Origin of the sequence: Frankia sp. ACN1ag, assembly GCF_001414035.1 — a bacterium.
GTDB lineage: Bacteria > Actinomycetota > Actinomycetes > Frankiales > Frankiaceae > Frankia > Frankia torreyi.
This window is the reverse complement of the sequence record NZ_LJPA01000032.1, coordinates 24,518-44,978: the sequence shown is the minus strand read 5'-3', so window position 1 is coordinate 44,978 and position 20,461 is coordinate 24,518. Positions and strand designations below refer to the sequence as shown.

The following is a 20,461-nucleotide window of genomic DNA, read 5'->3' as shown; positions in this document are numbered from 1 at the left end:
CCCCGTTTTGCCCATACCGAGCCGGCGGCGCGACGCGCGTCGCGCCGGTGGGTCGCGCCGGTGGGTCGCGCCGGTGGGTCGCGCCGGTGGGTCGCGCCGGTGGGTCGCGCCCCTGCGCGACGACGAGGGGGTTGCTCTCACACGCTCCTCACACGCGCTGCGTGATGTTCTGCAGGCGGTACCCTCGTCGGCTCCGCCGCGGCAGACCAGCCCCTGTCCCCCACCCGGAAAGAGCACTCGATGCGGTCGAAGTCCCACCGCCGGATCCGTGGCCGTGAGCCCCTCGCGCCCAAGGTCCCCGAGATCACGGCCCTGTTCTGGGTCATCAAGATCCTCACCACCGGGATGGGTGAGGCCACCGCGGACTTCCTCGCCGGGGTGAACCTGGTGCTGGCGGCGGCGATCGGCCTGCTCGGTTTCGTCGCCGCGCTCTGGCTGCAGTTCCGGTCGCGGCGCTACCAGGCGCCGATCTACTGGTTCGCCGTGGTGATGCTGGCCGTCTTCGGCACCATGGCCGCCGACGGCCCGCCGCTCGGCCACGTCGGCACGACGATCTTCTATGCCATCGTCCTGGCCGCGGTGTTCTACCGGTGGCAGCGCAGCGAGGGGACGCTGTCCATCCACAGCATCGTCACCCGCCGCCGGGAGACCTACTACTGGTGCACCGTGCTCGCGACCTTCGCGCTCGGCACCGCCCTCGGGGACCTGACGGCGAGCACGCTGCACCTCGGTTTCCTGCCCTCCGGCATCATGTTCGCGGTGATCATCGCCCTGCCGGCGATCGCCTGGTGGCGGTTCGGGCTGTCCGAGGTCGCCGCGTTCTGGCTGGCCTACATCGTCACCCGCCCGCTCGGCGCCTCGTTCGCCGACTGGCTCGGCAAGCCGCACGACCGCACCGGGGTCGGCCTCGGCGACGGGGTCGTCAGCGCCATCGCCACCGTCCTGATCGTGGCTCTCGTCGCCTACGTCGCCGTCACCCGCCGCGACATCCAGCGCCATGAGGTCCCACCCGCGGTCATCCCGGAGCCCACCCGACCGGAGGTCCCGCAGGACCGCGCGCTGCAGCCACGGACCGACTGGTAGCACGGACCGACTCATAGCACGGACCGGCCGGTCGCGACGCCGGCCGGTCCGGGTGGCGCCGTCCGGATGCTCGGCCGAAGCAGGCACTTTCCGGCGTCTGTGACGGTCCGGCTTCATGCTCTTCACATCCGCGGCCCCTACCTTGGGTGCATGCACAGTCACTCGGAGCACGTTCTCGGATCCCGGCGCGGCGGAGAGTGCCGCGATGGGTCCTGAGGATCCGGCGCCGGCGGCGCCCGCCCCGGCGGACGGCGCCCCGCCCGCCGGGGTCCCGGGGCAGCGGCGCCGGCCGGGCGCCGCCGCCCGAGCCCTGCCCGCGGCCAGCAAGATCCCCCAGGTCACCCTGCTGTTCTGGATCACGAAGATCATCGCGACGACCCTGGGCGAGACCGGCGGCGATCTGCTGGCCCAGACCATGAAGGTCGGCTACGCCGCCAGTTCGATCATCTTCATCGCGTTGTTCCTCGCCAGCCTGACGGCCCAGGTCCGCGCCGACCGTCTGCATCCCGGGCTCTACTGGACGGTCATCCTGGCGACCAGCATGGCCGGGACCACCATGTCGGACTTCGCCAACCGCACCCTCGGCCTGGGCTATCCCCGCGGCGCGGCGATGCTGCTCGCCCTGCTCCTGCTGCTGTTCGCGGCCTGGTGGCGCTCCGGACACACCTTCGACATCACCCGGCCCGTTACCTTCCGGGGCGAACTGCTCTACTGGACCGCCATTCTGCTGTCGAACACGCTGGGAACCTCGCTGGGCGATTTCCTGTCCGACAGCTCGGGCCTCGGTTATGCCGGCGGAGCGGCGCTGATCTGGTCCCTGCTCGCGGTCATCGCGGTCGCCTGGTACAGCCGCCGCCTCCCGACCACGCTGCTGTTCTGGTCGGCCTTCGTGCTGACCCGCCCGATGGGCGCTACCCTGGGCGATCTGCTCACCAAGCCGACGGCCAAGGGCGGCCTCGCCTACGGCACCGCCGGCGCCTCGGCGATCCTGTTCGGCGCGCTCGTCCTGCTGGTCGTCCACGGATACCGCCGGCAGGCCCGCACCGCCGCGCGGTGAAACGGACCGCCTGCATTCCCGGCCGCCCGCCTGCCCAGCCGGGAATCGACGCTCACACGGCCTTCACATCGTCGTCCCGGCAGGGTGGGGGGCGGCGGGTCGGTGATCGGTCTCTCCCGCTGCCGTCGTGTCGCCGCCCGGGTGAGAGGGATCTGTCGTGTCCAGCGATATCGCGCTGAATATTCTCGATCCGTCATCGATCGTGTCCTCCGTCGGACTTCTCGGCCTGATGGTCGTCATCTTCGCGGAGACCGGTCTGTTCGTGGGATTCTTCCTGCCGGGTGATTCGCTGCTGTTTCTCGCCGGGGCCTTCTGCGCCGGCGACGCGGCCGCGTCCGGGCCCCACCTGCACCTGCCCACGGTGCTGCTCGGCACCTGTGTCGCGGCGGTCGCGGGAGCGCAGACCGGCTATCTCGTCGGCCGGCGGGCCGGGCCGCGGCTGTTCGACCGGCCGAACTCCCGGTTCTTCCGGCAGGAATACGTCGAGCAGGCCCGCGGGGTGCTCGACAAGTACGGGTTCGGCAAGGCCGTCCTGCTCGCCCGGTTCGTGCCGGTCGTCCGGACGTTCCTCAATCCGCTGGCCGGCGTCGTGCGGATGCCGGTGCGGGTGTTCACGACGTTCAACCTGATCGGCGGGCTGCTGTGGGCCGCCGGAGTGACGCTGCTCGGCTACGCGCTGGGCCAGACCATCCCCATCGAGCGCTACATGATTCCGGTGTCCCTGGTGATCGTGGTGCTGTCGGCCATACCGGTGCTGCGCGAGTACCGCGCCCACCGCCGGGCGCGCACCGGGCAGGCACCCGGGGGGGTCACATCATCCTCACACGACCAGTGATCTACCATGCTGCCGGTCAGGCTCCGCCCGCCCGCGGCAGCGAGCCCGGGCCAGTGCCGCATCCCAGACCTGTGCCGCCGTTCGAACCGGCGCCGCCTCCCGGACCCGCGCCGCATCCCGGGCCGAGCACCGCATCCCGGGCCGAGCACCGCACCGAGACCAACTAGGACAGCCATCACGTGAGCGCGATCAGCGTCGGACAGTCCATCATCCTCGGCGTCGTCGAGGGACTGACCGAGTTCCTCCCGATCTCCTCCACCGGCCACCTGAAGATCGCCGAGGGGCTGATGGACATCCAGGTGGACGACAAGGCGGTCGTCGGCTTCACCGCCGTCATCCAGGTCGGCGCGATCGCGGCCGTCCTCGTCTACTTCTTCGCCGACATCCGCCGCTTCGTCACCGCCTGGGGCCGTGGCCTGGCCAACCCGGCGGCGCGGGCGAACCACGACTACACGTTCACCTGGTGGGTCATCTACGCGACGATCCCCGTCGTCCTCGTCGGGCTGGCCGCCAAGCCCCTCATCGACGGACCGCTCGCCTCACTGTGGGTCGTCGCCGCCTCACTTCTCGCTGGCAGCGCGCTGATGTGGTTCGCCGACCAGTACGGCCGGCACAAGCGCGGCGAGGACGACATCTCGCTGCCCGACGCCATGATCGTCGGAACCTCGCAGATCCTCGCCCTGCTCTTCCCGGGCTTCTCCCGATCCGGTGCGACGATCTCCACCGGTCTCATCCGCGACCTCGACCGGGTCGCCGCCACCCGGCTGTCGTTCTTCCTGTCCATCCCGGCGCTGACCGGCGCCGGTCTGTACGAACTGAAGGACGCCGTCGGCGGCGGCGTCTCGGCCGCGCCGCTCGCGGTGGGCACGCTGGTCTCCTTCGTCGTCGCGTACGCCTCCATCGCGTGGCTGCTCAAGTACGTCGCCCGGCACAACTTCAACGCCTTCATCCTCTATCGCATCGCCGTCGCCGTCCTGCTCGCCGGCCTGCTCGCCGGGGGCGCGATCAACGCCTGACCATTTGCCGTCCCGGCTTCCTTCTGTCCCGGCTTCCTGCTTGTCCCGGCTTCCGGCCGGGCCGCCGAGGTGTGGCCGCGGGTACGATCGGGCACGTATTCCCGCGGTACACACATTGCTCCTGCTGCCGAGACGGGTGAGGCCACGTGGCCGAATCGGGCTCCAACACCGAGCGCATGCGTTCCTTCGTCGAGCTGGTGCAGGGTCAGGGCAGGGCGGACCTCGTCGAGGAATTCGTGCACACCGACTTCCGCAATCACACGGCGAGCCCGGGGCAGAGTCCCGACCGGGANGGTGTGCGCGTGGCCACCGAGGCCCTGCACGCGGCATTCTCGGACTTCCAGGTCGAACTCCTGCACTGCATCGGTGCGGGCGATGTCGTCTCCACCCACAAGGTGTTCCGTGGTCGGCACACCGGCGAGTGGTTTGGCGTTCCCGCCTCCGGCCGGCCGGTCGAGTTCGCCGTCATGGACCTCACCCGTTACCGGGACGGGCTCATGTTCGAGCACTGGGCCATCGCCGACGCGCTGACGCTGCTGCAACAGACCGGGGCTCTCGGCTAGCCACCTCCCTCGCCGGCACCTGCCGTCGTCGCCTTCTCCGCCGATCCGCCTTCTCCGCCCTATCCGCGCGCCCTCTCGACCGCGGCGGGGAGCCGGCGGATCGAAACCTCACCCCCGTTGACAGCTGGGCATGCCGCAACTTCGAGGGCTCGGCCGAGGGACGCCGTAATGGCCGTTCCGCCACCATTCCACCGGTCTCGACCGCGCCCACAGCCTCCTTTCTACACGACGTAGAAGGTGGGCCGCGCAACAAGTCACGCCGCACAGTCAACCCAAGGTGATTATCGCCACGATCCAAGTGTCGACCGGCGGTGGAAAATCGATCGCAGAGGCCGGCCACAGCGCGGATGCGGACTCCAGGAATGCACCGGAGTCCACCCAGAGCGAAGTAGGTGAGCGGAGACGGATCGTGACCACCGACGGCACCCGAACCGGGCCTGCCGGCGAGCCGGACCCTCTCGGGCCGGACCGCACGCTGCCACGGCGTCCTCCGTCTGACCCTGCCCGGTGTCCACCCGGACGCCGCCTGGCAGCAATCGCGGCGCAGGCCGTGACGCACCCCCGAGCCATGGCACGCCCCTGAGCCGTGGCGCCACCCCAAGCCGTGTCGCAGCCCCGGGACAGGACGCGGCACAGGAGCAGGACACGCCGGCGCGTCGCCAGGCCGCGTACTGCAGCGAGGCCGCCGCGAGGCCGACAGCGCGAGGCCCGGTAGCGCGACGCGGGAAGCCCGCGACGGCCCCCGCCGGGGCAGCGCCGGCCTGGGCAGCGCCGGCCTGAGGCAGCGCCGGCCTGGGCAGGCAGCCATCCCCCTTCCACCACCGAGTCCCGAAGGTGGCCCATGACCGTCCTCGACGACAGCACCGCACCCGGCCTCGTCGGGCCCCCGCACTCCCACGGCCCGCGCCGTGACCCCGCGCCGTTACTGCCCGATCCCGAGCCGGTGCGCATCCTCGGCACACCGGCGGCCAAGACGTTCGACGCCGAGCTGCAGCGCGATCTGTACCGCCGGCTGGTCCTCGGCCGCCGCTTCAACCAGCAGGCCACCACGCTGACCCGGCAGGGTCGGCTCGCCGTGTACCCCGCGTCCACCGGCCAGGAGGCCTGCCAGATCACCGCGGCGATGGTGCTGCGGGAGGTGGACTGGCTGTTCCCGAGCTACCGCGACACCCTCGCGGTGGTGGCCCGGGGCGTGCGGCCGCTGGACGCGCTGACGCTGATGCGTGGGCACGCCCACAGCGGCTACGACCCGTACGAGCACCGGATCGCGCCGCTGTCGACGCCGCTGGCCACCCAGGCGCCCCACGCGGTGGGCCTGGCCCACGCCGCCCGCCTGCGCGCGGCGACGGATCCCGCCGCGGCCGAGGACCTGGTCGCGCTCGCCCTGGTCGGCGACGGCGGCACCAGCGAGGGCGACTTCCACGAGGCGCTGAACTTCGCCGGGGTGCTGGGCGCACCCGTGGTGTTCCTCGTCCAGAACAACGGCTACGCGATCTCCGTGCCGCTGGCCAGCCAGTCCGCGGCGCCGTCGCTCGCCCACAAGGCGGTGGGCTACGGCATCGCCGGCCGCCTGGTCGACGGCAACGACGCGCTGGCGATGCACAGCGTGCTGTCCGCGGCGGTCGAGCACGCCCGCTCGGGCCGCGGACCCGTGCTCGTCGAGGCGGTCACCTACCGGCTGGACGCGCACACCAACGCCGACGACGCGACCCGCTACCGCAGCGCGGCCGAGGTCGACGCCTGGCGGGCCCGCGACCCGTTGACGCTGCTGGAGGGGCATCTGCGCGCCGTGGGGCTGCTCGACGACGCGGGCGTGGCCGCCGCCGCGAAGGCAGCCGAGGTCCTCGCCGGCGAGATCCGCGCCCAGTTCGACAACCCGCCGGATCCCGACCCTGACTCCCTGTTCGCCCACGTCTACGCGCGGCCGACGAGCCAGTTGCGCGAGCAGGCCGCCGAGCTCGCGGCACGCCTCGACGCGGACGCCGACGCCGCCCTCGCCGCCGCCACGGACGCCGAGGACGAGGCCCGATGAGCACGACGATGGTGGCGGCCCTCAACGCGGCGCTGCGTGACTCGCTGCGCGAGGACGCCAGCGTCCACGTCCTCGGCGAGGACGTCGGCACGCTCGGCGGTGTGTTCCGGGTCACCGACGGGCTGGCCGCCGAGTTCGGGGCGCAGCGCTGCCTGGACACCCCGCTGGCCGAGGCGGGCATCCTCGGGACCGCCGTCGGCATGGCGATGTACGGGCTGCGGCCGGTCGTGGAGATGCAGTTCGACGCCTTCGCCTACCCGGCGTTCGAGCAGGTCGTCTCGCACGTGGCGAAGATGCGCAACCGCACGGGCGGACGGATGGGCCTGCCGATCACGATCCGGGTGCCGTACGGCGGGGGCGTCGGCGGCGTGGAGCACCACAGCGACTCCAGCGAGGCGTACTACGCGCACACCCCCGGCCTGCACGTCGTCACCCCCGCCACCGTCGCCGACAGCTACGGGCTGCTGCGTTCGGCGATCGCCTCGGACGACCCCGTGGTCTTCCTGGAACCGAAGCGGCTCTACTGGTCGGCGGCGGACTTCTCGCCGGCCGAGGTCTCGACGGCCCAGGTGCCGCCGATCGGCCGGGCGATGGTGCGCCGGCCGGGTACCTCGGCGACCCTGCTGACCTACGGCCCGTCGCTGCCCGTCTGCCTGGAGGCGGCGCAGGCCGCCCGGGCGGAGGGCTGGGACCTCGCGGTCGTCGACCTGCGCTCGCTGGTGCCGTTCGACGACGAGACGGTCTGCGCGGCGGTGCGCGCGACCGGCCGCGCCGTCGTCGTCCACGAGGCGGCGGGCTTCGCCGGCGTCGGCGCGGAGATCGCCGCCCGGGTCACCGAGCGGTGTTTCCACCACCTCGCCGCCCCCGTGCTGCGGGTCACCGGCTACGACATCCCCTATCCCCCGCCCATGCTCGAAAAGCACCACCTGCCCAGCGTCGACCGCATCCTCGACGCCGTCGCCCGACTCCAGTGGGAGCAGTGAGCCCGTGGCCGCGGTACGCGCCTTCGCCCTTCCCGACCTCGGTGAGGGGCTGACCTCCGCCGAGGTGGTCCGTTGGTTCGTCGACGTCGGGGACGTCATCACCGTCGACCAGCCCGTCGCCGAGGTGGAGACCGCCAAGGCCGTCGTCGAGGTGCCCTGCCCCTACGCCGGCGTCGTCACCTCGCTGGCCGGCCCCGCCGGCACCGGCGTCCCCGTCGGCGCCGCGCTGATCACCGTGGCCGTCGACGAGCCGGCGACGGCCCCCGCGGCCCCAGGTTCCGCCGCCAGCTCCGGATCGGGGACCGGGTCCGGTTCGGGGTCGGGGACCGGGTCCGGTTCGGGGTCGGGGTCGGGGTCGGGGTCGGGGAACATCCTCGTCGGCTACGGCGTCAGCACCGAGCCGTCTCGGCCCCGCCGCCGACGGGTCGGCACCATCCCGACCCCGCGGCCGGCGATGCCCTCCGGGCCGTCCCGATCGTCCGGGCGGTCCGGGTCAGCCGGGTCTGCGGGATCGGCCGGGTCTGCGGGATCGGCCGGGTCGGCGAGACTGGTCGGCTCGTCGGAGCCGTCGGGGTCGGCCGCGCGGACCGCGGTCGCGGTCGTGTCGCCGCTCGTGCGCCGCCTCGCCCGCGACCACGGCGTCGACCTGCAGGGGCTGGCCGGCACCGGCCCGGGCGGGTTGATCATGCGCCGCGACGTCGAGGCCGCCGTCGGGGACAGGCAGGCCCCCGCGCCGCACCCCGCCGAGTCCGATGCCACCGTCGTCCCCCTCGACGCGATCGGGCGGCGGGCCGCGGAGACGTTCACCCGCAGCCGGCGCGAGGTGCCCGACGCCACCTGCTGGGTCGACGCCGACGCCACCGGCCTGCTCGCCGCCCGCGACGCCCTCAACGCCGGCGGCGCCGAACCGAGGATCGGGCTGCTGGCGATCCTCGCCCGCGTCTGCGTCGCCGCGCTGCTGCGCGCGCCCGAGCTGAACTCCTCCGTCGTCACCGACACCGGCGGCCGCGCCACCGGCGTGCGCCGCCACGGCGGCGTCCACCTGGGGTTCGCCGCGCAGACCCCGCGCGGGCTGGCCGTGCCGGTGGTGCATCACGCCGAGGACATGTCCACGGCCCGGCTGGCCGCCGAGCTCACCCGGCTGACCGCGGCCGCCCGCGGGGGCCGGCTCACCCCGGGCGAGCTGACGGGTGGCACGTTCACGCTGAACAACTACGGCGTCTTCGGCGTCGACGGGTCCACGCCGATCATCGCTCACCCGCAGGTGGCGATGCTCGGGGTCGGCCGGATCGTCCCCCGGCCGTGGGCGGTGGACGGCGCGCTGGCCGTGCGCAGCGTCGTGCAGCTGTCGTTCACCTTCGACCACCGGGTGTGCGACGGCGCCACCGCCGGGGCGTTCCTGCGCTTCGTCGCCGACGCCGTCGAGGACCCCACCGCGCTGCTGCGCCACCTCTGAACCCCGTCCGCGCCACCCATCCTCGCAACCCCATCAGCACACGACCAGCCATGCAGCACACGACCAGCCATGCAGCACACGACCAGCCATGCAGCACACGACCAGCCATGCAGCACACGACTCGCCACGCAGCACACGACCTTCCACGCAGCGCCCGACGACGGGCGCTGCCCGATCCGGTCCCAGGAGGTCTGACTTGCCTGCCCAGGCCCGCTACACCTACCTCGGCCCCGAGGGGACCTTCAGCGAGGCCGCGCTACAGACGCTGCCGGAGGCGGCGACCGGCGAGCTGGTTCCCTCCGCCTCCGTGACGGCGGCGCTGGACGCGGTACGCAGCGGCGACGCGGCCGGCGCGCTGGTGCCGATCGAGAACTCCGTCGAGGGCGCCGTGACCACCACGCTCGACGAGCTCGCCACCGGCAGCCCCCTGATGATCTATCGGGAGGTGCTGCTGCCGATCAGCTTCGCCCTGCTCGTGCGGCCGGGCACCACCCTGGAGGACGTCAAGACGGTCACCGGCCATCCGGTCGCCCAGGCCCAGGTGCGCCGCTGGCTCGCCGCGAACCTGCCGCACGCCGAGTGGGAGTCGGCCGCGTCCAACGCCGAGGGGGCGCGCCTGGTCCGCGACGGGCGCTTCGACTGCGCCTTCGCCGGGGAGTTCGCCGGCCGCCTCTACGGCCTGGAGGCGCTGGTGACGGACATCAACGACGCCGCCGACGCCACGACCCGCTTCGTCCTGGTCGGCCGCCCCGGCCGCATCGCCGCGCCGACCAGGGCGGACAAGACGTCCGCGGTGGCGTGGCTGACTGAGAACCACCCCGGCGCGCTGCTGGAGCTGCTCCAGGAGTGGGCCGTGCGCGGGGTCAACCTGATGCGGATCGAGTCCCGGCCCACCGGCGAGGGCCTCGGCCAGTACTGCTTCTCCCTCGACGCCGAGGGGCATGCCAGCGATCGCCGGGTCGGTGAGGCCCTGATGGGGCTGTACCGGATCTGCCCGAAGGTGCGCTTCCTCGGGTCGTATCCACGGGCCGACGGGGTGGCCGCGTCCGTACGCGCGCAGGTGTCGGACCGCGAGTTCGCCGCGGCGACCGATTGGCTCTCCCGCTGCCTGGACGGCCGCGGCGACGAACGGGAGCCGTGACCGGCCGCGCAGGGGCGCCCGATACGGCCACCACACCGGCCGGAAGGGGCCTGTCCGCACCGGTCCCACACCGCCGGGGCGGGCCGGCGCGCAGGACGCCCGGCGCCGTCGCGCAGGGCTCGCGCGCGGCTCGGCGCCGCCGGATCGGGCCGTGGGCCCATCGCCCGATCCGGCCACCCCGCGAGCCGGGTGGACCGGCGCGGCGGGCCGTCGCGGCGGTGTTCTTCCCGGGGTTCTTCCCGGGGTTCTTCCCGGACCACGGGACCGAATCCGCGGCGGCCGTAGTCTGCTTGTGAGCCGGACACGGAGCAGTTGCCGGTCCGGCCAGGCACGAGGAGACGTCACCGCGCGGTCGGGCGGGGCGCACGACCGGGAGCGAGGATGCGGTGAAGGTCGTGGCGATCGCCAGCTACAAGGGCGGGGTGGGCAAGACGACGCTCACCGCGAACATCGGCGCCGCCATCGCCCGGCTGGGCCGGCGGGTCCTGCTGATCGACCTGGACCCGCAGGCGAACCTCACCTTCTCCTTCTACCAGCCGGAGGTCTGGCGCACCGAGCTCGCCGAGCACCGCAGGACCGTCAAGGCGTGGTTCGAGTCGTGGCGGCCGGAGACCCTGCCGCCGCCGCTGGCCAGCTACGTGACGACCCCGCCGGTCGTCGCCGCCGCCGTCGCCGAGCGCGGCGGCACGCTGGACCTGCTTGCCTCGCACCTGTCCCTCGGCGACATCGAGATGAACCTCGCCGCCCACCTGGGCGGGGCGCAGGCGCACCGGTCCACCCGCCACTACTTCGACGTCTACCAGCGCCTCGCCACCGGGCTCGCCTCCCCCGGGATGGGCGGCTACGACCTGGTCCTCATCGACTGCCCGCCGCACTTCGGGGTGATGACCCGCGCCGCGATCGCCGCCTGCGACCACGTGCTCATCCCCGCCCGCCCGGACAACTTCTCCGCGCTCGGCATCGAGCACCTGCTGGGCAAGCTGCGCCGCTACGTCTGGGAGTACAACCGGGTCGCGGACCTGCAGTCCGGCGTGCATCCCGCGGCGAAACGCCTCGAGCCGCGCGTGCTCGGCGTCGTGCTCATGATGGTCCAGTACTACCGCGGGCAGCCGACCAGCTTCCTGCGGCCCCACATCCACCAGGCCGCCAGCCTCGGGGTCCCGGTGTTCGAGTCGATGGTCCGGTTGAGCACCCGCAGCTTCGCCGGCGCGGCCGAGACCGAGCTGCCCGCCGTGCTCAACCCGGACGCGCCCGGCGAGGTGGTCGGGGAGCTCGTCGACGTGGTCGAGGAGTTCCTGCGCCGCCTGGCCGCCGACGTCCGCTCGACCGCCTGAGCCCGGCCCCGGCGGCTCTGGCGGGTCAGGCGAGGGCGAGGGTGGTGAGGATGTCCGGGGAGAACGCCGCGGCGGACGGCGCCCAGGGGCCCGCGTGGACGGCACCGAGCGCGGCGCCGAGGTCCGGGCGCTCGCGCAGCAGCCTCGTCATCCGCCGGCGCTTCGCCGCCCGTTCGGGCAGGCCGAACGCGGACAGCAGATCGGTCAGCGCGGTGGCGAAGCGCAGCCGCGCCATCCGCTCGCCGCGTTCCTCGGCGTAGCCGCGCAGCGTCTGCGGGGTCCAGGTGGGGGTGTCGAGCAGGGCCTCGGCGAGCACCCGGGTGTCGCGCAGGGTGATGCTCAGCCCCTGGGCGGTGACCGGGTTGCTCCAGCCGGCGGCGTCGCCGAGCAGCGCGATCCCGGGCCGCAGCGGGTTGTCGGTCCAGGCGTCGGTCATGGGGAAGGTCGCGCACGGCCCGGCCGGGGTGGCCTCGGCGAGCGCGTCGGGGCACGGCAGCGCCGGCGAGCGGTACGCCGCCAGGAAACGCGCCACCCGCTCGGGCCCGTTGAACCGCTCGGGGTCGGTCGCGTGCCGGGCGATGTAGAGCCGGATCAGGTCGGCTCCGCGGGGCACGACGACGTACTGGTTGCGTCCGTCGACGCCGAGCGTCGTCTCGGCGCGGTCCCACGCGCCGCCGTCGTCGACGAGCAGCCCGGTGAGCATCACCCGCGGGGTGGTCACCGTGATCGGAATGCCGAGCGCCGTGCGGGTCGCGGAGTTCTTGCCGTCGGCGACGACGACCAGCCGGGCGCGCAGGGTGTGGTGCGCCCCGTCCAGCTCGTAGGTGACCGAGGGCGCCGGGCCCGGATCCACCGTGGAACGCCCGACCCCGCGCACGACGGTCGCGCCGGCCTTGACCGCGGCGGTGGCCAGCGCCTCACGCAGCTCCGGATGGCCCACGCCGATGATCCCCGGGGCTCCGGGCACGGCCGTGGACAGGTCCATCGCGGCGGCGCGGGCCCGTTCGACGGTCAGCATCTCGTCGTAGGGCACCATCCGGCTGATCACCGACGCACCCTCGGTGCCGAGCACCGTGTCGCCGAGGCCCAGCTCGACGGCCTCGCGGAACCCCCACGGTGCGATCGCCTCGCCGCGGATCTGGTCGCGGTAGACGCGCTCGCGCTCCAGCACCGTGACGCCCAGACCCGCCGTGGCGAGGCGGACGGCGAGCGCGCAGCCGCCCACCCCGCCCCCGATGACGACGACGTCGTTGTCCATGTCGGCCTCCCTCAAGGTCATGTCCGGGACGATTTACTATGGCATAATGACGGCGGGGACGGTCCAGGGATCTAGAGATCTAGAGATCTAGAGATCCAGGGACCCAGGGACCCAGGGACCCAGGGACGGGAGGCGGCCGGTGGCACGCAGGCGCGGCGGGACGCAGCCGGCGCCGCTGACCCAGCGCGACGTGCTCGACGCCGCGCTGCGCGTGGTGGAGCGCGGCGGCCTCGACCGGCTGACCGTGCGCGCCGTCGCCGACGAGCTCGGCGTCACCCCGCCCGCGGTGCACTACCACCTGCGCGGCGGCGAGGACCTGGCCGACCGGGTCGTCGAGGCGGTCGCCGCCGACATCCGCATCGAGCTTGATCCGGCCGCGCCCTGGGTCGACCAGTACGTCGGGCTCGTCACCGCGATGGACGAGGCGTTCCGGCGCTACCCCGGCACGGGGATGCGAGCGCTGACGGCGTCGCGGCCCTCCGCCGCGGCGGGCCGGCTCACCGGCACGGCGCTGGCGATCCTGCGCGCCGCGGGCCTGGCGGAACCCGCGGCGGTCGAGCTGTTCACCGCCACCTACCTGCTGTTCACCGGTTGGCTCGCGGCCCGGGGTCTGATGGCGGCGGGCGGCACGCATCCGAGCCTGGCCGCCGCGGGCATGACCGGACCGGGCCTGGACGACCTCTCGACACTCGAACGCGCCCTGCGCCGGGTGCTGGCGACGGTGCCGGCGGCAGCGCCGCCCGTCGCCGACCGGATCGATCCGGCGGGCCCGGCGCGGCCCGCCCTCACGGAGGAGACACGACCATGAGCGACACCACCGTCATCGACGACTACTTCGCCGGCTGGAACAAGCAGGACACCGACGCGATCCTGGCCACCCTGACCCCGGACGTCGTGCTGGAGGACGTCCCGACCGGCCACGGCGCCACGGGGACCGACGAGGCCCGCGCGTTCATCGACAACGCGCTGAGCCAGACGGCGGGCACCACCTACGACGTCGTGACCACCCTGTCCGACGGGGCCACCTACGCCATCGAGTGGGTCATGCAGCCGGCGGGCATCCGCGGGTCCTCCTTCGGCTCGCTGCGCGAGGGCCGGATCGCCGTCAACCGCGACTACTGGAGCCTGCCCCGCAAGTCCGCCTGAGGGGCCCGGTCAGCCGAGCCGTGTCCGCCGAGCCGTGTCAGCCGACCACGGCGGGAGCCAGCGCCGCCGTGGTCAGGCGCCGCGGGCTGCCGCCGCCGTCGGCGGGCACGGTCCACAGGTCGCTGCCGTAGTCGCCGGGCAGGGCGTAGGCGAGGGTGCGGCCGTCGAGCCAGAGCGCCTGGTCGTCGACGTTGCGCCGCTCGGCCAGGGCGGTCTCGCGCATCGTTCGCAGGTCGAGGACGGTCAGCCGCCACGGCGCGTCGGCCGGCAGGNCCGCCACCCGCTTCTTGAACGCCAACCGGGTGCCGTCCGGGGACAGCGACGGGCATTCGACGTTCGACCGCAGGGTGGTGACCGTGCGCGCGGTGACATCGCCGCGCACCAGGTAGGTCTGCCCGCCGGTGGCGAGCGTGGCGTAGAAGTGCGTGTCGTCGGCGAACGTCACCCCCCAGAAGTTCGTGTCCGGGCTGCGGTAGGTCCGGCCGTCCCGGACGATCCGGTAGTCCTCCAGGCTGCCGTCCAGCCGCCAGGTGCGGGTGTCGAGGATGGAGGTCCGGGTGGAGAACGACGAGCTGTCCGCGTAGGAGTCGCCGCCGACGAACACGGTCCAGGCCACCATGCGCCCGCTCGGGGAGACCCGGGACCGGGTGGGGATGCCGCCCAGCGGGAAGTCGCGCCGCTCGTGCAGGGCGGCGTCGAGGACCACCGCCCGGTAGCTCTCCCCCACCACGCCCGGCGCCCGACGCAGGCAGATGCCGGTACCGCCGGCGGCGTGGAAGCGCAGGCAGCGCACGCCGGAGGCGGTGCGGGGCCCCGCCGGGTCCGCGGCCGGCACGGACACCAGCTCGTCGCGGTGCGGTCCCCAGCCCATCGTGCGGAACACCAGCCGCTCGCCGGCGGCCGCGCCGCCGGCCGCCGTGGCGGTGAGCGATATCTGGCCGGCCCGGACCGCGGGCCCGCCGGCCTGGTCGTCGGCCCGGCTCGCCGCCCGACCGGAGGCGTGCACCACCGCCGCGGTGGCGACGCCGGCCAGCACCACCACGACCGCGAGCAGTACGCCGAGGCGGACGCGGACACTCACGGGCATGGCTGCCTCCCCTGGTCGGGCGCGGACCGGGCGGGGCGCAGCGCGGCGGCGGCCACCGTGCAGGCCGCCAACGCCGCCGCGGCGACCGCCAGGGCGGTGTGGTCGCCCCAGGCCGTCCACGCGGCACCGAACATCAGCGAGCAGGCGAAGCGGGCGCCGGCCTGCCCCGTCTGGACCAGGGCCAGCCCGCTGGAACGCAGCCGCGCCGGGACCGACCCGGCCGCGGCGGCCATGAGCACCCCGTCGGTCGCCGCGTAGAAGGCGCCGTGCAGGACGAGCACGCCGATGGGCAGCGCCGCGCCCCGCACCGGGGCGAGCACCAGCCCGTACGCGATCAGCAGGCCGCCGTGCCCGGCGAGGAACACGGCCCAGCGGCCGAACCGGTCGGCGGCGCGCCCCAGCGGGATGGCCAGCAGCAGGAACGACGCCGACGTTCCCAGTGGCAGTAACGGGAACCACTCGACGGACAGATCCAGGTCGCGTTGCAGCATCAGGTAGAGGAACGAGTCGCTCACGGTCGCGAGCCCCAGCACGAGCGCGCACAGGGTGAGGCGACGCAGCTCGCGGCCGCCCAGCAGACCCATGGCGGCGCGCAGGGACACCGGCCCCGGCTCGGCTGGCCCCGGCTCGGCTGGCATGGAGTCGGCTGGCATGGGGTCGCCCGGCACGGCATCCTCCGGGGACAGCACCGCGGCCGGTGCGGGCCCGTGGCCGGGCACGAACAGCAACAGCACGACGACCCCGGTGGCCGCGATGCAGAAGCTGACCGTGAACACCGCGTCGAACCCGTCGGCGGCCGCGCGCATGACCACGAACGCGACGACCGGCCCGAGCAGGGCACCCGCGGTGTCCATCGCCCGGTGCACGCCGAAGGAGCGGCCCTGGGCCTCGGGCGGGGCGGCCAGCGAGATCATCGCGTCCCGCGGGGCGGTGCGCAGCCCCTTGCCGGTGCGGTCCACCGCGAGGACGGCGCTGATCCCCGCCACGCTGTGCGCGATCAGCAGAGCCGGCTTGCACAGCGCGGACAGCCCGTAGCCGAGGACCGCCATCGACTTGTAGCGCCGGCCGCGGTCGGCGAGGTGGCCGCCGACGAGCCGGACCAGCGCGCTGGCGCCGTTGTAGATGCCGTCGAGCAGGCCGAAGCCGAGCGGGGACAGCCCCAGCCCGGTCACCAGGTACAGCGGCAGCACGGCGGTGACCATCTCGGCGGAGACGTCGGTGATGAGGCTGACCGCGCCGAGGATCAGCACGGTGGCGGGCACGGCCCGCCGCGCGAGGTCCGACGGTGTCCGGGATGCCGGCGCCCGGGTCGCCGGCGGCGGGGCCGGCAGGCCCGGGGTGGTCCCCGGGCCTGCCGGTCTGGTGCGGGTGTCCGCGACGTACACGGGTCGCTAGCTCCAGATGCCGGTGATGTCCGATGCGCTCGACGCGTTGCCCGCGTGCGTCGTCAACCCGCTGAGGTCCTCCAGGGTGCGCAGCAGGTTGTAGTGGTTGTAGGTCGTCGACGTGCTGCTGCCCGCGGTGACGTGCTGCCCGTAGAACACCGTCGGGATCCGGTTGCCGCTGCTGTGGTCGTCCTCGTCGAAGGTGACCACGAGCAGGCTGTTGTGGGTGCTGGCCCACGTCGCGTACGCACTGAGTTTGTTCTGCAGCCAGGTGTCGCCCGTGGCGACCGAGCAGTCGTGCATGTCGTTGCACAGGTTCGGAACGACGAACGAGACCTTCGGCAGCGTCGTGTAGTCGGTCGGGAACTGCGTGAAGGTTTTCGCGGTGTTCGTCGGCACATTGCTGAAGGCGAACCACGGGTTGTGCTTACGCGCGTACTTCGTGGAGCTGTTCGTGCAGACCGTGGACCCCTGCGACGGCAGGCCCTCGTTGTAGCTGCCGAAGGTCTTGCCGGCGGCGATCAGCTCGGAGCCGAGGTTGGCGGCGCTGCTGAATCCGGGGGTGTAGCAACTGTCGTCGGTCACGCCCTGCGTACCACCGGAGAACAGCGCCAGGTAGTTGGGCTGGCTGGGGTGGGTCAGGCCGTAGGACTGGGTGAGGTTCGCGCCGCCGCTCTTCAACGAGTTGATGTACGGCGCGCTCGAGGAACCGATGACCTGCGAGTAGGCGTGGTTCTCGAACACCACCACGACGACGTGGTCGGGCGCCGGCAGGCCCGCGGCCTGCGCGGGCGCGGCGGCCCACAGGCCGAACAGGGCGGCCGCCAGACTGGCCGCGCCGAGGGAGCCCAGCGCCAAACGCGCACGCCGGACACGGGTGAGAACGGACAAGGTGAGACCTCCGGCAGTTACGAAGGAATCAGCGCGGGCCCTCGCTGAAGATCCACGTCAGGTTAGAGGTCCGACCGACCATGGTCAGTACTACGCAGAGGAAGACGAGCTAAACAGACGAGTGCGTTGCGACGCAGTCCCGTCACCCGCCCATAACCTGACCTCCGAGTCGGGTAGGCCGAGGTAGGCCGATCGATCCGAGAAAATATCTACGATTGATCTACAATCACAACGGATCATCGGCGCCGACTCGCACCACCGCCCGACCGTCCCGCCTACTTGGTCAGCATCGACGACCGGGCGGGCCGGGAGCGGTGGACCAGGATGTTGCCGCGGCCGGAGAGGGCGCGGATCTCGACGGTCTCGACGGTCTCGTCGGTCGGGGCCGGGCGGTCGACGGCGGCGATCTCGCTGCGCACGGTCCCGTCACCCGAGCGGAGGTCGAGCAGGGCCGCCGTGCCCTCCCGCACGCCGATGTCGAGCCGGCCAGATCCGGTCACGAGGGCGACGGTGCCCCGCACCACCTCGCCGAGGCGGACATCGGCCGAGCCGGTCCGGGCGTCGACGCCCGCCAGCGCCCGGTCGACGCTGATGACCCCGGCGGCGGTGGCGAGCCGCACGTCGTCCGCCGCCTCGCCGAGGGTGATCGCGCCGCTCGCCGTCTGGACCAGCACCGGGCCGTCGAGCTGCTGGATCCGGACCGCGCCGTTGGCGGTCCCGACATCGGCGCGCCCCCGGCAGCGCCCCACGACGACATCTCCGTTGGCGGTGCGCAGCCGCAGGTCGGCGACCTCGTCCAGGTCGACACCGCCGCGGGCGACCTGGACCGTGCAGTCACCCAGCCGGCCCGTGGCCTGGACACCCGTCCCCGCGCTCGCGTCGAGGCGCGAGCCGGTGGGCAGGTCGACCGTCACCTCGACCGCTTCGCCGGTCCCGAACAGCGAACGCAGACGCCTCCTGGGTGCGCGGATCGTCAGCCGGCCGGCGGAGTACTCGACGGCGGTCTCCCGGGCGGCCTGCACGTCGGCGTCGCTGGCCGGTTCGGCCGGGCGCACCTCCACGACGGTGTCGGCGCGATCGCTCGCCCGGATCCGCAGGCTGCCGACGCCCAGCTCGACGACGGCGAGGATCGGTTCAGGGGTAGCAAAACTCGGCATGGCGCATCTCCTTCTTCTGTAATCGGCTTTCAGTGATCGGCCTTGACTGAGTGATCGATGTGGCCCCGCGGCCGGCTACCGAACCCAGCCGCGGTACCGGCGCCCGTGCTGATCGGCTCCCCCCGTGCCCGGGCGTCTGGGTGCGCCACCGGGGTCGAGCGCGGCGCCGACGGCGCGCACGAGCCAGGCGTTGACGGACAACCCCTCGCGCTCGGCCGCCTCGTCGATGCGCGGCTTGAGATGCTCCGGGACGCGCAACGTGATCCGCGACGTCCGCCCCTCGTCACCCTCCCCCGCGTCCGGCTCAGTCCCGGCGGGCACTATTCCGGCGGACGGTGTGACGCCATCCGTGACGTCATCCCCGGCGCCCTGGACCATCGGCGGTGGCGTCACCACGAAGTCGGCATCTCGGCCACGCAGCCGCACCTCGACCGATCCCGGCGCCAACTCACGGCTGATCTCATCCGCGGCCGCCGACAGCGCCTCCAGCAGGGCGAGCCTGGTGGCCGACTCCAACGGCCCGACGAGCCGCTCGGCCAGCGCAAGCGCGTCCGGGCCACCCGCCTGCGCGGCGACCGCAAGCTCCCGGCGCAAGTCCTCCACATACGACCCAAGGTCCATGACGCCATTATGACGTCACCTTGACGCCAGAATCAAGCCCGGATGCCGCCATCCGTGGACGGCGGCGCGTCACTGCCGTCGAGGCATCCCGCGGCACCTCTACGACAGGCGGTCCAGGGCGGGCTGGGCGCACAGGCCCGGCTCATCGTCGCGACCGCAGGCCGTGGCGGACGCACCGGTCGGCACCGCGCTGGTCGGCACCGCGCTGGTCGGCACCGCGCTGGTCGGCACCGCGCTGGTCGCCGCCGGCGCGGATCATGTCAGGCGCCGACGGAATCCGCGCTGGTGCGGGCTGTTACGTCCGGCAGGACCCGGTCGAGCGCCGCCCGTCCCGCCGGACCCCACGCCGGCTTGCCGCCGGGCAGACCGCGGTCCCCATTCTGGCCCATCAGCATCAGGAAGAGGCTCTTCAGCGCGGCCAGCCCGCGGGCGCGCCGGACCGTCGCCTCGTCAGCCTCCGCGTACGCGGCGAAGAAGCGTGCGGCCGCACCCGCCGGCAGCAGCACCCAGGCGGCCGCCAGGTCCAACGCCGGGTCGCCGACGAACAGGTCGCCGAAGTCGACGACGCCCGCCAGCGTCCCGTCGGCGACGACGACGTTCGCGGGATGCAGGTCGCCATGCACCCACACCGGCGGACCCGCCCAGGCGGGGGCCGCGACGGCGTCGTCCCAGACGGCCCGGACGTCGGCGGCGTCGGAGCCGATCGCGTCAGCGTCGACGGAGCCGAAAAACTTCTCGAAGCCGTCGGTGCAGTCCTTGGGGTGCGCGCCGCGGCCCGTGTCCACCGGTGCGTCGGCGGGCGCTGCCACATGCAGCGCCCGCAGGAACGCCGCCAGGGTGTCGGCCGCGTGCTCGCCGCGGGTGATCGACCCGTGGTCCAGCGGCAGGCCCGGCACCCACGTCATGACCGTCCACATCTTCGGGAAACGCTCGCAGGGCGCACCACCGCGCACCGGGACGGGGATGGGCAGCGGCAGGCGTGGGGCGAGCAGCGGCAGCCACCGGCGCTCCTTGAGCTGGTGATCGGGGTCGGTGTCCATGCGCTGGATCCGCACGGCCAGCTCGTCCCCGAGGCGCCACATCTGGTTACCCCAGCCGCCCGCCACCTCGCGCAGGGGCAGCTCGGCCAGATCCGGATGCTGGTCCCGCAGCAGGTCGCGGATGAGACCTGCGGTGATCTCGGTCTCGATCTCGGTCATGCGGAGCAACCATACCGGGTTCGATCACGGCAACGCTGTCCGACCACTGCTGCCCCTGTGGCCGCCGCGGCCGAGGTGTGTCTGACGAAGTGCACCAGTTCCCGGGTGTGGGAGTTGATGTCTCCTGCCCGGTACGCAGGCAGCATGGCTGGCAGCGGGCCGCCCCTGAACCACGAGCGGTCGCGGTTCCGCGGAACCGCGCCACAGCACCTCGCCA

20 protein-coding genes and 2 pseudogenes are annotated in these 20,461 nt (G+C 73.3%); 13 read left to right on the top strand and 9 right to left on the bottom strand.

The annotated features are described in order from the left end of the window. The first annotated feature begins 240 nt into the window (after window positions 1-240). From UK82_RS24080 to UK82_RS24035, 11 genes and pseudogenes are all read left to right on the top strand, one after another. Complete coding sequence (locus UK82_RS24080) at window positions 241-1,083, top strand: membrane protein (RefSeq protein ID WP_044886359.1); 843 nt, start codon at window positions 241-243, stop codon at window positions 1,081-1,083. A 205-nt stretch (window positions 1,084-1,288) separates the two neighbouring features. Next, on the top strand, window positions 1,289-2,140 hold the full coding sequence (locus tag UK82_RS24075) for a hypothetical protein (RefSeq protein WP_110431473.1): 852 nt from the start codon (window positions 1,289-1,291) through the stop codon (window positions 2,138-2,140). A 157-nt stretch (window positions 2,141-2,297) separates the two neighbouring features. Next, complete coding sequence (locus tag UK82_RS24070) at window positions 2,298-2,975, top strand: DedA family protein (RefSeq protein WP_044886360.1); 678 nt, start codon at window positions 2,298-2,300, stop codon at window positions 2,973-2,975. Window positions 2,976-3,154: 179 nt separating this feature from the next. Continuing rightward, window positions 3,155-3,991, top strand: coding sequence for an undecaprenyl-diphosphate phosphatase (locus tag UK82_RS24065; RefSeq protein ID WP_044886361.1), 837 nt, complete (start codon window positions 3,155-3,157; stop codon window positions 3,989-3,991). Between the two features lie 176 nt (window positions 3,992-4,167). After that, a pseudogene (locus UK82_RS39880) lies at window positions 4,168-4,283 on the top strand (ester cyclase); the annotation flags it as partial. 1 nt (window position 4,284) lies between these two features. After that, a partial coding sequence (locus tag UK82_RS39875) for an ester cyclase (protein WP_236706371.1) occupies window positions 4,285-4,554 on the top strand: 270 nt, incomplete at its 5' end. An 841-nt stretch (window positions 4,555-5,395) separates the two neighbouring features. Beyond that, on the top strand, window positions 5,396-6,586 hold the full coding sequence (locus UK82_RS24055) for a thiamine pyrophosphate-dependent enzyme (protein ID WP_055409484.1): 1,191 nt from the start codon (window positions 5,396-5,398) through the stop codon (window positions 6,584-6,586). Continuing rightward, window positions 6,583-7,569: an alpha-ketoacid dehydrogenase subunit beta gene (locus UK82_RS24050; protein WP_044886363.1), complete on the top strand. Its 987-nt coding sequence runs from the start codon at window positions 6,583-6,585 to the stop codon at window positions 7,567-7,569. The genes UK82_RS24055 and UK82_RS24050 overlap by 4 nt, the downstream gene beginning before the upstream one ends. 4 nt (window positions 7,570-7,573) lie before the next feature. Further along, window positions 7,574-9,025, top strand: a complete 1,452-nt coding sequence (locus UK82_RS24045) for a dihydrolipoamide acetyltransferase family protein (protein WP_055409482.1) — start codon at window positions 7,574-7,576, stop codon at window positions 9,023-9,025. A 196-nt stretch (window positions 9,026-9,221) separates the two neighbouring features. After that, entirely contained in the window at window positions 9,222-10,166 is a 945-nt protein-coding gene (gene pheA / locus UK82_RS24040; protein WP_055409480.1) for a prephenate dehydratase, read from the top strand. Between the two features lie 386 nt (window positions 10,167-10,552). Beyond that, complete coding sequence (locus UK82_RS24035) at window positions 10,553-11,500, top strand: ParA family protein (RefSeq protein WP_044886366.1); 948 nt, start codon at window positions 10,553-10,555, stop codon at window positions 11,498-11,500. Window positions 11,501-11,525: 25 nt separating this feature from the next. Here UK82_RS24035 and UK82_RS24030 read toward each other — a convergent pair whose 3' ends face one another. Beyond that, window positions 11,526-12,779 (bottom strand): NAD(P)/FAD-dependent oxidoreductase, encoded by a 1,254-nt coding sequence (locus tag UK82_RS24030; protein WP_095212152.1) that lies wholly within the window; start codon window positions 12,777-12,779, stop codon window positions 11,526-11,528. Between the two features lie 118 nt (window positions 12,780-12,897). On the opposite strand from UK82_RS24030, the gene UK82_RS24025 reads away from it, so the two are divergent. Both UK82_RS24025 and UK82_RS24020 read left to right on the top strand, forming a co-directional pair. Continuing rightward, window positions 12,898-13,566, top strand: a complete 669-nt coding sequence (locus UK82_RS24025) for a TetR/AcrR family transcriptional regulator (RefSeq protein WP_044886368.1) — start codon at window positions 12,898-12,900, stop codon at window positions 13,564-13,566. After that, a complete protein-coding gene (locus tag UK82_RS24020) occupies window positions 13,563-13,904 on the top strand; it encodes a nuclear transport factor 2 family protein (protein ID WP_044886369.1) in 342 nt (113 codons plus the stop codon). The genes UK82_RS24025 and UK82_RS24020 overlap by 4 nt, the downstream gene beginning before the upstream one ends. Before the next feature lie 37 nt (window positions 13,905-13,941). On the opposite strand, the pseudogene UK82_RS43245 reads toward UK82_RS24020, so the two are convergent. The 8 genes and pseudogenes from UK82_RS43245 to UK82_RS23990 form a co-directional block, all read right to left on the bottom strand. Beyond that, window positions 13,942-14,176, bottom strand: a pseudogene (locus UK82_RS43245) (TolB-like translocation protein); the annotation flags it as partial. A 1-nt stretch (window position 14,177) separates the two neighbouring features. After that, on the bottom strand, window positions 14,178-14,985 hold an 808-nt coding region (locus tag UK82_RS43240; protein WP_396230632.1), incomplete at its 3' end, for a TolB-like translocation protein. Next, window positions 14,982-16,376, bottom strand: coding sequence for an MFS transporter (locus tag UK82_RS24010; protein WP_236706370.1), 1,395 nt, complete (start codon window positions 16,374-16,376; stop codon window positions 14,982-14,984). The genes UK82_RS43240 and UK82_RS24010, both read right to left, overlap by 4 nt. A 6-nt stretch (window positions 16,377-16,382) precedes the next feature. Continuing rightward, window positions 16,383-17,267, bottom strand: coding sequence for an alkaline phosphatase family protein (locus tag UK82_RS24005; protein ID WP_055409478.1), 885 nt, complete (start codon window positions 17,265-17,267; stop codon window positions 16,383-16,385). A gap of 275 nt (window positions 17,268-17,542) precedes the next feature. Beyond that, the gene (locus UK82_RS24000; protein WP_055409476.1) at window positions 17,543-18,424 is read right to left on the bottom strand and encodes a DUF4097 family beta strand repeat-containing protein; all 882 of its coding nucleotides are present in this window, start codon (window positions 18,422-18,424) and stop codon (window positions 17,543-17,545) included. 75 nt (window positions 18,425-18,499) lie between these two features. Then, window positions 18,500-19,045, bottom strand: a complete 546-nt coding sequence (locus UK82_RS23995) for a toxin-antitoxin system HicB family antitoxin (RefSeq protein ID WP_055409473.1) — start codon at window positions 19,043-19,045, stop codon at window positions 18,500-18,502. Window positions 19,046-19,144: 99 nt separating this feature from the next. Further along, window positions 19,145-19,276 (bottom strand): hypothetical protein, encoded by a 132-nt coding sequence (locus UK82_RS41690; protein WP_255354349.1) that lies wholly within the window; start codon window positions 19,274-19,276, stop codon window positions 19,145-19,147. Window positions 19,277-19,305: 29 nt separating this feature from the next. Further along, complete coding sequence (locus tag UK82_RS23990; protein ID WP_055409471.1) at window positions 19,306-20,244, bottom strand: phosphotransferase; 939 nt, start codon at window positions 20,242-20,244, stop codon at window positions 19,306-19,308. Between the last annotated feature and the right edge of the window lie 217 nt (window positions 20,245-20,461).

Bases quoted from the DNA above. Each gene is read 5' to 3' on its own strand.
- UK82_RS24030 (WP_095212152.1), bottom strand. From the start codon at position 12,779: ATGACCTTGAGGGAGGCCGACATGGACAACGACGTCGTCGTCATCGGG.
- UK82_RS24080 (WP_044886359.1), top strand. From the start codon at position 241: ATGCGGTCGAAGTCCCACCGCCGGATCCGTGGCCGTGAGCCCCTCGCG.
- UK82_RS23990 (WP_055409471.1), bottom strand. From the start codon at position 20,244: ATGACCGAGATCGAGACCGAGATCACCGCAGGTCTCATCCGCGACCTG.
- UK82_RS24050 (WP_044886363.1), top strand. From the start codon at position 6,583: ATGAGCACGACGATGGTGGCGGCCCTCAACGCGGCGCTGCGTGACTCG.
- UK82_RS23995 (WP_055409473.1), bottom strand. From the start codon at position 19,045: ATGGACCTTGGGTCGTATGTGGAGGACTTGCGCCGGGAGCTTGCGGTC.
- UK82_RS24020 (WP_044886369.1), top strand. From the start codon at position 13,563: ATGAGCGACACCACCGTCATCGACGACTACTTCGCCGGCTGGAACAAG.
- UK82_RS24000 (WP_055409476.1), bottom strand. From the start codon at position 18,424: ATGCCGAGTTTTGCTACCCCTGAACCGATCCTCGCCGTCGTCGAGCTG.
- UK82_RS24075 (WP_110431473.1), top strand. From the start codon at position 1,289: ATGGGTCCTGAGGATCCGGCGCCGGCGGCGCCCGCCCCGGCGGACGGC.
- UK82_RS24055 (WP_055409484.1), top strand. From the start codon at position 5,396: ATGACCGTCCTCGACGACAGCACCGCACCCGGCCTCGTCGGGCCCCCG.